We start from the raw sequence: 14,423 nt of genomic DNA, 5'->3' as shown, positions 1-14,423 counted from the left end.
CCGGACCTGCCGCCGCGTCGCATCGGCCGTGCGTGGCCGGGCGTACGGGACGCCCGGCCGTGCCCGGCCTCAGCCGCGCGGCTTCTCCCGCATCTCGTAGGTCGCGATGACGTCGTCCACCTTGATGTCGTTGAAGTTTCCGAGGTTGATACCACCCTCGAAGCCCTCGCGGATCTCGGTGACGTCGTCCTTGAAGCGACGCAGCCCCTCGATGGTGAGGTTCTCCGCCACGACCTTGCCGTCGCGGATGAGGCGTGCCTTGGTGTTCCGCTTGACCTCGCCGGAGCGGATGAGCACACCCGCGATGTTGCCCAGCTTGGAGGAGCGGAAGACCTCGCGGATCTCCGCGGTGCCCAGCTCGACCTCTTCGTACTCCGGCTTGAGCATGCCCTTGAGGGCCGCCTCGATCTCCTCGATCGCCTGGTAGATGACCGAGTAGTACCGGACGTCCACGCCTTCGCGCTCGGCCATCTGGGTGGCGCGCCCCTCGGCGCGCACGTTGAAGCCGATGACGATGGCGTCGGAGCCGGAGGCGAGGTTGATGTCGGACTCGGTGACGGCACCCACGCCACGGTGCAGCACGCGGATGTCCACCTCCTCGCCCACATCGAGCTGGAGCAGCGAGGACTCCAGGGCCTCGACCGAACCGGACGCGTCGCCCTTGATGATGAGGTTGAGCTGCTGCACCTCGCCGGCCTTGAGCACCTTGTCGAGGTCCTCCAGGGACACCCGGCGGGTGCGCTTGGCGAAGGCCGCGTTGCGCTCGCGGGCGGCGCGCTTCTCGGCGATCTGACGTGCCGTGCGGTCCTCGTCGACAACCAGGAAGTTGTCGCCGGCGCCCGGGACGTTGGTCAGACCCAGCACCAGGACCGGCATGGACGGTCCCGCCTCCTCGACGCTGTTGCCCTTGTCGTCGAGCATGGCCCGGACCCGGCCGTAGGCGTCGCCGGCCACCATCGTGTCGCCGACCCGGAGGGTGCCTCGCTGGACCAGCACGGTGGCCACCGCGCCGCGGCCGCGGTCGAGGTGCGCCTCGATCGCGATGCCCTGCGCGTCCTGCTCGGGGTTGGCCCGCAGGTCGAGCGCGGCGTCCGCGGTGAGGACCACGGCCTCCAGCAGGCTGTCGATGTTCAGACCCTGCTTGGCGGAGATGTCGACGAACATGGTGTCGCCGCCGTACTCCTCGGCCACCAGGCCGTACTCGGTCAGCTGACCGCGCACCTTGGTCGGGTCCGCGCCCTCGACGTCGATCTTGTTGACCGCCACCACGATCGGCACGTCGGCCGCCTTGGCGTGGTTGAGCGCCTCGACCGTCTGCGGCATGACGCCGTCGTTCGCGGCGACCACCAGGATCGCGATGTCGGTGGACTTGGCACCACGGGCACGCATGGCGGTGAACGCCTCGTGACCCGGGGTGTCGATGAAGGTGATGCGGCGCTCTTCACCGTTGACATCGGTGGAGACCTGGTAGGCACCGATGTGCTGGGTGATGCCACCGGCCTCGCCGGCGACCACGTTCGTCTTGCGGATGGCGTCCAGCAGACGGGTCTTACCGTGGTCGACGTGACCCATGACGGTCACCACCGGCGGACGCGGCGCGAGCATGTCCTCGCCGCCCTCGTCCTCGCCGAACTCGATGTCGAAGGACTCCAGGAGCTCCCGGTCCTCCTCCTCCGGGCTGACGATCTCGACGACGTAGTTCATCTCGCCGGCCAGCAGCTCCAGCGTGTCGTCGGAGACCGACTGGGTCGCGGTGACCATCTCGCCCAGGTTCAGCATGACCTGGACCAGGGACGCCGGGTTGGCGCCGATCTTCTCCGCGAAGTCGGTCAGCGAGGCACCGCGCGACAGCCGGACCGTCGCACCGTTGCCGCGCGGCAGCATGATGCCGCCGACCGACGGGGCCTGCATGGCCTCGTACTCCTGGCGCCGCTGGCGCTTGGACTTGCGCCCGCGGCGCGCCGGACCGCCGGGACGGCCGAAGGCGCCCTGCGTGCCACCACGGCCGCCGGGGCCGCCGGGACGACCACCGAAGCCGGGACGGCCGCCGAAGCCGCCGCCACCGCCACCGGGACCGCCGCCACCGGGACGACCGGCGAAACCGCCGCCGGTACCGGGACGACCGCCACCGCCGCCGGGACGGCCGGCGAAGCCGCCGCCGCCCGGACGACCGCCGCCGCCGGGACGGCCGGCACCGGCCGGGCCGCGACCGCCGCCACCGGGGCCGGGGCGCGGGCCGGCAGCCGGACGCTGCGGCATCATGCCGGGGTTCGGACGCGGACCGGCCGGGCCGGGACGCGGGCCACCCGCGGCACCCTGCGGACGGGGCATGCCGCCCGGGGTCGGGCGGGGACCGCCGGGACCCTGCGGACGGGGACCGCCCTGGCCGGCGCCCTGCGGACGCGGGCCGCCGGGGCCGGCCTGGCCGCCGGGGCGCGGCGCGCCGCCGGGACAGGGGCGCCTGCGGGCGCGCCATACCGGTGGAGCCGCCGGAGGTGAAGGGGTTGTTGCCGGGCCGGGGACCGGCCGGGCGGCGCGCCGGACGCGGGCCGCCCTGGCCACCGGGGCGCGGCGCGCCGGGACGGCCGCCGGCACCCTGGTCACGGGCCCTGGCCGCCGGCGCCCGGACGGGCACCGGGCCGCGGGCCGGGGGTGGCGCCAGGGCTTGCCGGGCGCGCCGGGGGCGGGCGCCGGGCCGCGGGGCCTGCGGGGGCCGACGGCGGGGCGGTGAACTCGGGCTGCGCCGGAGCCGGGGCGGCGGGCGCCGGACCCGGCCGGGGGCCGGGGGCAGCCGGGGCCGCCTTGGGGCCGGGCGCCGGACGGGGGGCCCGGGGGTCGGACCCGCGGCCGGAGTGCTCCTGGGGGCCTCGGGCGCGGCCGGACGGGGTCCGGGTGCGCCGGGCTTGGGGGGCGGGACGTGCCGCCGGGGCCGGACCGGCCGCCGAGGGCGAGGGGACGCGGCCGGGGGCGCCACCCGGGCGTCCGGCTGCGGGGGACGGCGCCGCCTTGCGCGGCGCCGACGGCTTGCCTGCGGCGCGGCCGGAGCCGCCACCCTGGAAAGCGTCAGTCAACTTGCGTACCACCGGCGCCTCGATCGTCGAGGACGCCGAACGGACGAATTCACCGAGTTCCTGGAGCTTGGCCATGACGACCTTGCTCTCCACACCGAACTCCTTGGCGAGTTCGTATACCCGGACCTTAGCCACTTCGCTCCTTTGAGGTCCGGTTAAACGCCGGACCGTCGCTACTTCATGGGCGTACTCATCGCGTACTCATCGAGTGCTCATCGCAATCTCGACCTACTTCCGACTCGCGAGGTACCTGACCGCACGGTGTCCCGTGCCGTTCTTCTTTGCTGCTTCTTACGGTGTCGTCTGCTCTGCCCGCGCAGACTGCTCGATGTAGCGGCGCAGGGCCGCGGTGTCGAGCGGCCCCGGACCCCTGAAGGCCCGGGGGAAGGCCCGGCGGCGGACCGCCAGGTCGAGGCAGACCGTGGTGGGGTGCACATAGGCACCCCGGCCGGGCAGCGTACCGCGTCGGTCGGGGACGCAGGCGTCCTCGACCAGCACGGTGCGCAGCAGATCGCCTTTGGCCGCTCGCTCCCGGCAACCCACACAGGTGCGCTCAGGGCATACGCGGGCACACGTCCGGCCAGACACTGCTTTAGTCTACCTCCCCGCAGCGACCTCACCCCCGTGGGGGAGTGATCGAACGGTTACTCGTGACAACCTCGCAGTCGAACTTTTTCGACGCGATCGTCTTGTTTCAGCCTTGACCCGCGGGCTGCTCGGTGTCCGGACGGATGTCGATCCGCCAGCCGGTGAGCCGCGCCGCGAGCCGGGCGTTCTGCCCTTCCTTGCCGATGGCGAGGGAGAGCTGGTAGTCGGGGACGGTGACCCGGGCGGAACGGGCCGCCAGGTCCACCACCTCGACCTTGCTCACCCGGGCGGGTGACAGCGCGTTGGCCACCAGCTCCGCCGGGTCGTCCGACCAGTCCACGATATCGATCTTCTCGCCGTGCAGCTCGGCCATGACGTTGCGCACCCGGCCGCCCATCGGGCCGATGCACGCGCCCTTGGCGTTCAGGCCCGAACGGGTGGACCGCACCGCGATCTTGGTCCGGTGGCCGGCCTCACGGGCGATGGCGGCGATCTCCACCGAGCCGTCCGCGATCTCCGGCACCTCCAGGGCGAAGAGCTTCTTCACCAGGTTGGGGTGGGTGCGCGAGAGCGTCACCGACGGTCCGCGGACGCCCTTGACCACCCGGACCACGTAGGTCCGCAGCCGGGTGCCGTGGGTGTACTCCTCGCCCGGGACCTGCTCCTGCACCGGCAGGATGGCCTCCAGCTTGCCGATGTCGACCAGGACGTTCTTGGGGTCCTTGCCCTGCTGGACGACGCCGGCCACGACGTCGCCCTCGCGGCCCGCGTACTCGCCGAAGGTGATCTCCTCCTCGGCGTCCCGCAGCCGCTGCAGGATGACCTGCTTGGCGGTGGTGGCCGCGATCCGGCCGAATCCCGACGGCGTGTCGTCGAACTCCCGCGGCTCCTGCCCCTCCGGCAGGTCGGCGGGGTCCTCGGTCGCCCACACCGTCACATGGCCGGTGGAGCGGTCCAGCTCCACCCGGGCCCGGCGGCTGCTTCCCTCGGTGCGGTGGTAGGCGATGAGGAGGGCCGACTCGATCGCCTCGACCAGCAGGTCGAACGAGATCTCCTTCTCCCGAACCAGACCCCGCAGGGCACTCATATCGATGTCCACGGCTACGCCTCCTCCTTGCTCTCGTCGTTCGCGCGCTCGTCGTCCGCGCGTTCACCGGTGTCCGGCTGCCCTGCGGCCTTGCGGTTGAACTCGATCTCCACGCGAGCCTTGGCGATCTCCCCGAAGGAGAGCCGCCGGGCGGTGGGCCGGCGGCCCTTGACCCCCGGCACCTCCACGTCCACGCCCTCGTCGTCCACCGCGGTGATCCGCGCGACCAGCTCGCCGCCGTCGGCGAGGCGGGCCTTGATCAGCCGGCCGGTGGCGCGGCGGTAGTGCCGCGGCTCGGTCAGCGGGCGGTCGGCGCCGGGCGAGGTGACCTCCAGCACGTACGGGGTCGGTCCCATCGCATCGGTGGCGTCGAGCTTCTCCGACGCCGCCCGGCTCAGCTCCGCGCAGGCGTCCAGCTGAACGCCCTCGTCGGAATCCACCACGATCCTCAGCACCCGCCGCTTGCCGGCCGGCGTCACCTCGACCTCTTCCAGGTCCAGACCTCGCGCGGTGACCAGCGGTTCCAGCAGTCCGCGCAGCCTCTCGCTCTGGGTGGTGCTCATCCGGGTGACTCCTCGGCCGCGTGTGCTGTTGTGGGAAGGTCGCGTGTCGGGCAAAGCCTATCCGTTCCCGCGCTCGGCTGACGATTCGGCTGCTCAGCGGGGTCCGCGGGCCATTGCGGGGGAATGTGGCGGGGGCGTCACGGCGTGCCGGGGACGGCTGGGTACGCTCCCCTGCGGTGATCACTTCGGTCCGGCCCTCCTCGGAGGGACGGGTCCGGCCCTCCGAGGAGGGCCGGACCGGAGGGCGGAACCGGAACGTCCGGCCCCGGACGGCGGACCGGCCCGCACCCCACCGCACCCCCGCCCGCCCGGACGGGGACCCACGCTCCACCCGCAGCCCGGGCCCGGCACCCGGACCCGTCCGTCCTGACGAGCCCACCCGCCGGTACCGCGCCGCCCGGCACCCCGGTGCGCCGCCGGGCGGGCCGCCCGGTCCGTACCTGCCGGGCGGGCCGGGGGGCGGGGGCCGCCGGGCGGAGGGCGGGACCGCTCGCCCGTGGTCGCCACCGCGCCGGCCGCGACCACCGCCCGACCGCGAGGACAACGCGAGGAACGCGAGGAAAGAGGACCGTGCCGCCCACCACGTACCAGCGGGACCCCGACGGCCCGCGCAGACGAGCCCTGCTGCTGGCCGGCGGCGCGGCCGGCGCCGCCCTGCTCACCGGCTGTTCCGGGGACGGTGCCCCCGGCACCGCCGCGGCCGGGGGGTCCGCGGCGGCCGGCAGGCTGCGCGCCCGCGCCCACCGGGAGAGCGCGGCGCTGCTGGCCCGCTACGACGCCACCCTCGCCGCCCACCCCGGGCTCGCGGAGCGGCTGCGCCCGCTGCGCGCGGAGACCGCCCGCCACCTCGCGGCGTTCGCCGGGCCCGGCCCGTCCGCCACGTCCGGCTCCGCCGGCGGGTCAGCCTCCGCCGCGCCCGGCTCCGGCCGCCCGGCCGCACCGGCCGCTCCGCCGCGGGTCCCGGAGCGGCCCGGGGAGGCGCTGGCGGCGCTGGCCCGGGCCGAACGGGAGACCGCCGACGCCCGGACCACGGCGCTGGCCGGGGCCCCGGCCGAGTTCGCCCGGCTGCTCGCCTCGGTCGCGGCCTGCGGCGCCGCGCACGCCTTCCTGCTCACCGGGGGCGGCTCGTGACCGCCGCCGCGCGGCCCGGCGCCGGGCCCACCCCGTCCGGTGGCGTCCGGACGTGCCCGGGGGCCGGACCGGCGGCGCCGGACGGCGGCCGGACACCGTGCCACCGCCGGCCGGCCCCCTCCCGGGGTACCACCGGAGCAGGACGTACGGCCGGAGCGGGGTGTAGCGCCGGGACGGGACGTACGGCCGCTGCCCGGCTCGCGGCGGGGACGGGACGTACCGCCACGGCCCGGCTCGCGGCTGGGACGGTGCGCCCGGCCCTGCTCACGGCCGGGACAGGACGCGACCACCGGGGAAGGACGCCGGCATGACCACCACCACACCCTCCACGCCACGGCCGGCCGGTACCGGCGCCCGGCGCCCGGAGGTCCTCCGGGCCGCCCAGGCGGCCCTCGCCGCCGAGCACGCCGCGGTGTACGGCTACGGCGTGCTCGGCGCGCGGATCGGTGACGACCGGCTCCGCGAGGCCCGGGACGGTTACGCGGCGCACCGGGCGCGGCGGGACGCGCTGCGCCGCACGGTGCGGGAGCTGGGTGGTACCCCGGTCGCCGCAGCCCCGGCGTACGCCCTGCCGTTCCCGGTGCCGGACCCGGCCGCCGCGGTCCGGCTCGCCGCCGAACTGGAGAACCGGGTGGCGGCCGTCTACGCCGATCTGGTGGGGGCCGCCGACGGGGTGCTGCGCCGGGAGGCGGCGGGTGCGCTGCGGGAGGCGGCGGTCCGGGCGGTGCGCTGGGGCGGTGACGGCGTAGCCTTCCCCGGGCTCCCCGAACGCGCGGACGCGGAAGGCCCCTCGGCCGCCCCGAGCGGCGGGGCCGGGAAGCTGTGACCGGCCGGGGCCGCGCGGCGGGACACCGGTGGTCCGGGGCCCCGCGGACCGGCCACGGGCGGGCGGCGACCGGAAGCGGCCGGACCGGGCGGACGTCCGGCGGCTGAGCCGGGCCGAACGGGGGGAGGATCGTACCGTCGGCGGCGGCGGACGGACCGGCCCCGGGGATGGACGCTGCGGCCCCGCCCGGGCGGAACCGGCCCCTCCGGCCCTCCGCGCGGGCGGCCCGTCCGGCCACCGCCGGGCGCGGCGGCGGTGCCACCGGCGGCCGGCCGGCGCGCGCACGGACCGGGCGGCGGGGCCCCGGGTCCGGGCCGCGCGCGGGCCCGGCGGCACAGCACCACGTACCGCGGACCACGCACCACCGGACGACACAGCCGTTGGCCTCAAGGGCAACCTCAGGGACAACTCCACGGTCGACTCAAGGACAAGGGGACAGCTCAGGAATGGCAGCACACACGCAGCCGGGCGGCCACGGCACGGCCTCCTTCGACCCGCCGCGGCGGCTGCTGACGGCACTGGGCCAGGTCCCCGGCGAACCGGCCCGGCGGTGGCTGGAGGACCTGCCCGCGATCGTCGAACGGCAGTTGGCGACTTGGGAGTTGTCCGCCCCAAGGGTGGTCAATCCGGGCGGCCGGGGCAGCATGGTGGTGCTGGTGACGCAGGCGGACGGCACGCCCGCGGCACTGAAGTTCCCCGCGCCCGGACCCGACGCTGCGCCGGAGGCCGAGGCGCTGCGGCGGTGGGACGGCTGGGGGGCGGTGCGGCTGCTGCGCCACGACCCGCCGACCGGGGCACTGCTCCTGGAGCGGTTGCACGAGAGCGTGTCGCTGCGGTCGCTGCCGGAGGCCAAGGCGCTGCTGGAGGCGGCGGGTACGGTCCGCCGGCTGTGGGTCGAGCCACCCGCCGGACACGGCTTCCGCTCGGTCGCGGAGGTCACCGCCGAGGCGGTCCCGGTACTCCGCTCGCCGGACGCCGGGCCGCGGGCGCGGGAGGCCCGGCCGCTGCTGGACGAGGCGCTGGAGCTGCGCGCGGCGCTGACCGCCGACGCGCCCGAGGAACTGCTGCTGCACGGCGACTTCCAGCAGGGCAAGGTGCTGTCCGGGGAGCGCGCACCCTGGCTGGCGGTCGGCCCCGCGCCGCTGGTGGGCGAGCGCGCCTACGACCTGGCCCGGCTGGTGCTGGACCGGTTCGAGGACGTGGCCGCCGGCTCGGGCCCGGCCGCCGTCCTCCGCCGCCGGGTGACCCGGCTGGCCGATTCGCTGGAGGTGGACCGGGAGCGGCTGCGGGGCTGGGCGCTGTACCGGGCCGCGGAGCTGGGTCTGCGCCGGCTGGCGGCCGGTGAACGTGCCCGCGGCGAGCTGCTGCTGGAGTTCGCCGGGTGGCTGTGAGGCGGCCGGCGGGGTGACCGCCGGGCCCGGAACGCGCGCCCCGCACGGGGCGGCCCGCGGGGCCCGGCCCCGGGCGGACGCACGGACAGGACGGCGGGGCTCACCGCCCGGCGCACCGCGGCACCGCGACGCCGGGCGGAACGGGTGCGGACAGGCCGGCGGCGGGCCGACGGCGCGGCGGTGCACGCGCCGGACGTGACCGGTGCCGCGCGGGTCGGCGCCGGGTGTCAGGTGCCGTGCAGGGGCCCGGGTGCCAGGGGCCGGATGTCATCGGGTCCGCCCGGACGCGGGGCCGGCCTCGCGGACGTCAGCGGGCGCGCCGCCCCGCCCGCTGACATCCCTCCCCGCCTGGGCTGCCCGGGGCAGCGGCCGGGCCCCCGGCGCCGCGCCCGGCGCGGAACGCCCCGCCGACGGCCGGACGGCGGCGGTGCCGGACGGGCTCGGCGCGCCGCGCCGGGCAGGAGCCTCGCCGAACGGACCCCCGCCGGACGTGAGCCTCGCCGACAAGCGCCTCGCCGGCATGGGCGCGCCGAGCCCGCGATCCCGGCACACCGCCGCGGAGGTCCGGCCTCCGGCGGGCCGTACCCGAACACCCCGTCCCGGAGGTGCGGCCCCCGTGACGAGCGGGCCCGTGACGTGCTGCCCGGACACGCCGTTACAGGCATGCCGCCACGGGCACGCCTCCCCTGGCCGACCGCCGCCGATCCGCGCACCGGGCTGGAGGCCGCGGACCGGCGGCGGCGCGCACCCCGGCCCTGTGGTGGCCGGCCCCTCGGATGCCCCACCCGGCCCCGCAGCGCGCCTCTCCCCCGCGGGTGCGCCCGGGCGAGGGCGCATCCGGTCCCCGCCGGGTGCGCACCCGGCTCCGGCCCGGCGCGCACCCCGGCCCGGCGGGGCACAGCCCGGCCCCGTACGCCCCCGACCCTCCCGCGGTGCGCCCTCTCCCCTACGGAGGCGCCGCGCCCAGATGACGGTGCCACCCGGTCCCAGCCCCGTCCACACCTCGGCGCCGGCCCGGGTACGCACCCGGCTCCGGCCGGGTAGGCGCCCGGCCGGTTCAGGCCGTGAGGCGGGCCAGCGCCTCGTCCACGGACAGTTCCTCGCGCTCACCGGTGCGCCGGTCCTTCAGCTCCACCCGGCCGTCCTTGGCCCCGCGGCCCACCACCAGGATGGTCGGCACCCCGATCAGCTCCGCGTCGGTGAACTTCACGCCGGGCGAGACCCCGGTCCGGTCGTCGACGAGGGCGCGGACGCCGGCCGCGGCGAGCTTCTCCCCCAGCTCCAGGGCGAGCTCGGTCTGCAGCGCCTTGCCTGCGGCCACCACGTGGACATCGGCCGGGGCGATCTCGCGCGGCCAGCACAGCCCGGCCTCGTCGTGGGTCTGCTCGGCGAGCGCGGCCACCGCCCGGGAGACGCCGATGCCGTACGAGCCCATGGTGACCCGGACCGGCTTGCCGTTCTGGCCCAGGACGTCGAGCTGGAAGGTGTCGGCGTACTTGCGGCCGAGCTGGAAGATGTGGCCGATCTCGATGGCCCGGCCCAGCTCGACGCCGGCGCCGCACCGGGGGCAGGGGTCGCCCGGCCGCACCACGGCCACGTCCAGGTACCGGTCCACCTCGAAGTCGCGTCCGCACACCACGTTCCGGGCGTGGGTGTCGGGCTTGTTGGCGCCGGTCACCCAGGCGGTGCCGGGGGCCACGCGCGGGTCGGCGAGGTAGCGGAACGCGGTGCCGGCCATGCCCTGCGGGCCGATGTAGCCGCGCACCAGGTCCGGCCGGTCCACGAAGTCCTCGGCGCCGACGAGTTCCACGGTGGCGGGCGCCAGGTGCTCGGCGAGCTTGCCGAGGTCCACCTCGCGGTCCCCGGGCACGCCCACCGCGGTGATCTCGCCGTCCACCTTGACCAGCAGGTTCTTCAAGGTGGCGGAGGCCGGGACGCCCAGGTGGTCGGCGAGCGTCTCGATGGTCGGGGTGTCGGGGGTGTCCAGCTCCTCCACCGGTCCGTGGCCGGTGTCCTGGGCCGGCGGCACGGTGACGGTGTAGGCCTCGGTGTTCGCCGCGTAGTCGCACTGCGGGCAGTCCACGAAGGTGTCCTCGCCGGCTGCGGCGGGGGCGAGGAACTCCTCGGACGCCGAGCCGCCCATCGCCCCGGAGACGGCCGAGACGATGCGGTAGTCCATGCCCAGGCGGGCGAAGATCCGCCGGTACGCCTCGCGGTGCAGGCGGTAGGACTCGGCCAGCCCCTCGTCGGTGGTGTCGAAGGAGTACGAGTCCTTCATCTGGAACTCGCGGCCGCGCAGCACGCCGGAGCGGGGGCGCGCCTCGTCCCGGTACTTGGTCTGGATCTGGTAGAGGATCACCGGCAGGTCCTTGTAGGACGTGCACTGGTCCTTCACCGTCAGGGTGAAGATCTCCTCATGGGTGGGCCCGAGGAGGTAGTCGGCGCCCTTGCGGTCCTTCAGCCGGAACAGCAGGTCGCCGTACTCGTCCCAGCGGCCGCTCGCCTCGTACGCCTCGCGCGGCAGCAGGGCGGGGAGCAGCACCTCCTGGCCCCCGATGGCGTCCATCTCCTCCCGCACCACGCGGGTGACGTTCTCCAGCACCTTCCTGCCGAGCGGCAGCCAGGTCCACACCCCGGCCGAGGTGCGGCGCACGTACCCGGCGCGGACCAGCAGCTTGTGGCTGGCGGTCTCCGCGTCGGCCGGGTCGTCGCGCAGCGTCTTCAGCATCATCGTGGACATGCGCTGGGCGTGGGCGGCGGCGTGGGCCATACGGGTCTCCTGCGTGCGTCGGGGGAACGGCAGGAAGGTTAGCCGCCGGTGGCGGGGAACCCGAAACGGATTCACGCCGCCGCGGCACGCCGGTGTACCCGGGCACGCCACGCCCGGCACGCCACGGCCGGGCTCCCCGGGACGGGCCGGCGGTTTGCGGGCGCTGCCCGGGCCCGGGATCAGCGGAGCAGCGGCAGCGGCGCGCCCATCACCGCGTACGGGCGCGGTGCGCTGGGGAAGTGGACCGGGCGGGCGAGGTCGCGGTAGCCGAGGGTGCGGTAGAGCTCCCGGGCGGGGCTCTCGGTGTCGATCGCGGAGAGGATCGAACGCGGCTGCGCGGCGCCGTCGGTGAGGGTGGTGATCAGGGCGCGGCCGATGCCCCGGTGCTGGTAGCCGGGGTGGACGTGGAGTTCGGTGACCACGAAGGAGTCCTCCAGCCAGTCCGCGTGGCCGGCCGCGCGCAGGTACGGCTCGACCACGGTGGACCACCACTGGGTGCGGTCGTTGGGCATGCCGTAGACGAACCCGACGAGCCGGCCGGTGCGGGTGGTGGCGCCCAGGGCACGGGCTCCGGGGCTGGTGAGGTGCCGGAGCACGATGTGGCGCCGTACGCCGACCTCCTCCGCGGTGAGCCCGAAGGCGACGGCCTGCACGGCGAGGGCGTCGTCCACCCGTGCGGCGAGGTCGAGCGGTCCGACGACGACTCCATCCATGGCGGCACCCTACTGGGCGGCGGGGTGTCCGGGCGCGGGATCAGAACAGCACGCTCATGAACGCGCCGACCTCCCGGAATCCGACCCGCCGGTAGGCGGCGCGGGCGGCGGTGTTGTAGTCGTTGACGTAGAGGCTGACGACGGGCGCCACCTCGTCCAGGGCGTACCGCAGCACGGCCGCCATGCCGGTCTCGGACAGTCCGCGGCCCCGGTGTTCGGGGGCCACCCACACGCCCTGGATCTGGCAGGCGTGCGGGGTGGCAGCACCGATCTCGGCCTTGAAGACGACCCGGCCGTCTTCGACGCGGGCGAACGAGCGCCCGGCACCGACCAGCTCCGCGACCCGTGCCTGGTAGAGCAGTCCGCCGTCACCGGCGAGCGGGGAGACCCCGACCTCCTCGGTGAACATCGCCACGCAGGCGGGCATGATGACGTCCATCTCGTCCTTGCGGACGCGGCGCACCAGCGGGTCCGGGACGATGTCGGCGGGCATCGTGTCGGTGACCATCAGCGGCTGGTGGGCGCGGACGTCGCGGGCCGGGCCCCAGCTGGGCTCCAGCAGCGACCACAGCTCGGCGGTGCTGTCGGCGGGGCCGACGATGGAGGAGCAGCGGCGGCCGGAGCGGCGGGCGCGGGCGGCGAAGGCGCGGACCGCCTCGGAGCCGGCGCAGATGGGGACGAGATTGGCGCCCGCGTAGCACAGGGATTCCAGCCGGCCGTCCTGGTACCAGCCCCACATCTCACCGCCGAGCCGCCACGGGTCCAGGCCCGCGGCGCGCACCCGGGCGGTCACGAAGGCGTTGGCGACCGGGTCCCGGTCGAGCACCGCGAGCGCCGCTTCGAGCTCGGCGGGTTCGAGAACGCGGGTGGAGGTCGTCGTGAGCACGTGTCGGTCTGCCTCACCGTGCGCGGGCCGCGGGGCCCGTCAAGGGACTCGGTTCCCGCACTGTACAACGCCACCCGGACGGGTGAGGGCCGCCGGGGTGGGCACCGCCGTTCAGCCGACGCTGACCTCGGGGGCGCCGGAGGCCACGCCGTCCTTCTCCATCTCCGCGGCGATCTTCATCGCCTCGTCGATCAGGGTCTCCACGATCTTGGACTCCGGCACGGTCTTGATCACCTCGCCCTTGACGAAGATCTGGCCCTTGCCGTTGCCCGAGGCCACGCCCAGGTCCGCCTCGCGCGCCTCGCCGGGCCCGTTGACCACGCAGCCCATCACCGCCACCCGCAGCGGCACCTCCATGCCCTCCAGCCCCGCGGTCACCTGGTCGGCCAGCTTGTACACGTCCACCTGCGCCCGCCCACACGACGGGCACGACACGATCTCCAGCCGCCGCTGCCGCAGGTTCAGCGACTCCAGGATCTGGATACCGACCTTGACCTCCTCCGCCGGCGGCGCGGAGAGCGAGACCCGGATGGTGTCGCCGATGCCCTCGCTCAGCAGCGCACCGAACGCGACGGCGGACTTGATGGTGCCCTGGAAGGCGGGGCCGGCCTCGGTGACGCCGAGGTGCAGCGGGTAGTCGCAGCGGGCCGCCAGCTGCCGGTAGGCGTTCACCATCACCACCGGGTCGTTGTGCTTCACCGAGATCTTGATGTCCCGGAAACCGTGCTCCTCGAACAGCGAGCACTCCCACAGCGCGGATTCCACCAGCGCCTCCGGCGTCGCCTTCCCGTATTTCGCCAGCAGCCGCTTGTCCAGCGACCCGGCATTCACCCCGATCCGGATCGGCACCCCGGCGTCGGAGGCCGCCTTGGCGATCTCCTTGACCTTGTCGTCGAACTGCCGGATGTTGCCCGGATTCACCCGGACCGCCGCGCATCCCGCGTCGATCGCGGCGAACACGTACTTCGGCTGGAAATGAATATCGGCGATCACCGGGATCTGCGACTTCCGCGCGATGACCGGCAGCGCGTCCGCGTCGTCCTGGGACGGGCAGGCCACCCGCACGATCTGGCAGCCGGCCGCGGTCAGCTCCGCGATCTGCTGCAGCGTCGCCCCGATGTCCGCGGTCACCGTGGTCGTCATCGACTGCACCGACACCGGCGCGTCACCCCCGACCGCCACCGATCCCACCTGGATCTTCCGGCTGGGCCGCCGGTCGGCGAGCTTGGTCGGTACGGACGGCATTCCGAGCGAGATGGCAGTCATCTGGCGAGCAACCCCAAGGTATGGATCCATGTCCCCGAATCGGCGGGCTCCGGCAGTCGAGCCTACGGCACCGGACCACCGCCGGGCACATCGCTCCCCGTGCACCGCCGACCGTCACCCGCATGCCGACG

At 75.3% G+C, this 14,423-nt stretch carries 10 protein-coding genes and 1 pseudogene; 3 read left to right on the top strand and 8 right to left on the bottom strand.

Annotation, left to right across the window (positions count from 1 at the left end; all coding sequences use genetic code 11):
* Nucleotides 1-69: 69 nt before the first annotated feature.
* The 4 genes and pseudogenes from infB to rimP form a co-directional block, all read right to left on the bottom strand.
* Nucleotides 70-3,206: pseudogene (infB, locus tag IHE55_RS32750) on the bottom strand (translation initiation factor IF-2).
* A gap of 156 nt (nt 3,207-3,362) precedes the next feature.
* Complete coding sequence (locus IHE55_RS22000) at nt 3,363-3,659, bottom strand: YlxR family protein (protein ID WP_197990592.1); 297 nt, start codon at nt 3,657-3,659, stop codon at nt 3,363-3,365.
* Nucleotides 3,660-3,765: 106 nt separating this feature from the next.
* Nucleotides 3,766-4,758 (bottom strand): transcription termination factor NusA, encoded by a 993-nt coding sequence (gene nusA / locus IHE55_RS21995; protein ID WP_197990591.1) that lies wholly within the window; start codon nt 4,756-4,758, stop codon nt 3,766-3,768.
* A gap of 2 nt (nt 4,759-4,760) precedes the next feature.
* A complete protein-coding gene (gene rimP, locus IHE55_RS21990; RefSeq protein ID WP_197990590.1) occupies nt 4,761-5,309 on the bottom strand; it encodes a ribosome maturation factor RimP in 549 nt (182 codons plus the stop codon).
* 570 nt (nt 5,310-5,879) lie between these two features.
* On the opposite strand from rimP, the gene IHE55_RS21985 reads away from it, so the two are divergent.
* The 3 genes from IHE55_RS21985 (at nt 5,880) to IHE55_RS21975 (ending at nt 8,657) form a co-directional block, all read left to right on the top strand.
* Entirely contained in the window at nt 5,880-6,440 is a 561-nt protein-coding gene (locus tag IHE55_RS21985) for a hypothetical protein (protein ID WP_307826773.1), read from the top strand.
* A gap of 307 nt (nt 6,441-6,747) precedes the next feature.
* The gene (locus tag IHE55_RS21980) at nt 6,748-7,266 is read left to right on the top strand and encodes a ferritin-like domain-containing protein (protein WP_197990589.1); all 519 of its coding nucleotides are present in this window, start codon (nt 6,748-6,750) and stop codon (nt 7,264-7,266) included.
* Between the two features lie 446 nt (nt 7,267-7,712).
* On the top strand, nt 7,713-8,657 hold the full coding sequence (locus IHE55_RS21975; RefSeq protein WP_197990588.1) for an aminoglycoside phosphotransferase family protein: 945 nt from the start codon (nt 7,713-7,715) through the stop codon (nt 8,655-8,657).
* 1,057 nt (nt 8,658-9,714) lie between these two features.
* Here the strand turns inward: IHE55_RS21975 and IHE55_RS21970 are convergent.
* The 4 genes from IHE55_RS21970 to ispG all read right to left on the bottom strand — a co-directional run bounded on the left by IHE55_RS21970 (nt 9,715) and on the right by ispG (nt 14,292).
* Nucleotides 9,715-11,427: a proline--tRNA ligase gene (locus IHE55_RS21970; protein ID WP_197990587.1), complete on the bottom strand. Its 1,713-nt coding sequence runs from the start codon at nt 11,425-11,427 to the stop codon at nt 9,715-9,717.
* 179 nt (nt 11,428-11,606) lie between these two features.
* Entirely contained in the window at nt 11,607-12,140 is a 534-nt protein-coding gene (locus IHE55_RS21965; protein WP_197990586.1) for a GNAT family N-acetyltransferase, read from the bottom strand.
* A gap of 40 nt (nt 12,141-12,180) precedes the next feature.
* Nucleotides 12,181-13,026 carry a GNAT family N-acetyltransferase gene (locus tag IHE55_RS21960; protein ID WP_197990585.1) on the bottom strand — a complete coding sequence of 282 codons (846 nt, stop codon included), beginning with the start codon at nt 13,024-13,026 and terminating at the stop codon, nt 12,181-12,183.
* 111 nt (nt 13,027-13,137) lie between these two features.
* Nucleotides 13,138-14,292, bottom strand: coding sequence for a flavodoxin-dependent (E)-4-hydroxy-3-methylbut-2-enyl-diphosphate synthase (gene ispG / locus IHE55_RS21955; protein ID WP_197990584.1), 1,155 nt, complete (start codon nt 14,290-14,292; stop codon nt 13,138-13,140).
* Between the last annotated feature and the right edge of the window lie 131 nt (nt 14,293-14,423).

Source organism: Streptomyces pactum (assembly GCF_016031615.1).
Classification (GTDB): domain Bacteria; phylum Actinomycetota; class Actinomycetes; order Streptomycetales; family Streptomycetaceae; genus Streptomyces; species Streptomyces pactus.
The sequence above is the reverse complement of the archived record's forward strand: the minus strand, read 5'-3'. Positions and strand labels throughout refer to the sequence as shown.

Excerpts from the sequence above, each read along its gene's own strand:
- rimP (WP_197990590.1), bottom strand. The coding sequence starts at position 5,309 with ATGAGCACCACCCAGAGCGAGAGGCTGCGCGGACTGCTGGAACCGCTG.
- IHE55_RS21980 (WP_197990589.1), top strand. The coding sequence starts at position 6,748 with ATGACCACCACCACACCCTCCACGCCACGGCCGGCCGGTACCGGCGCC.
- IHE55_RS21975 (WP_197990588.1), top strand. The coding sequence starts at position 7,713 with ATGGCAGCACACACGCAGCCGGGCGGCCACGGCACGGCCTCCTTCGAC.
- IHE55_RS21970 (WP_197990587.1), bottom strand. The coding sequence starts at position 11,427 with ATGGCCCACGCCGCCGCCCACGCCCAGCGCATGTCCACGATGATGCTG.
- IHE55_RS21965 (WP_197990586.1), bottom strand. The coding sequence starts at position 12,140 with ATGGATGGAGTCGTCGTCGGACCGCTCGACCTCGCCGCACGGGTGGAC.
- ispG (WP_197990584.1), bottom strand. The coding sequence starts at position 14,292 with ATGACTGCCATCTCGCTCGGAATGCCGTCCGTACCGACCAAGCTCGCC.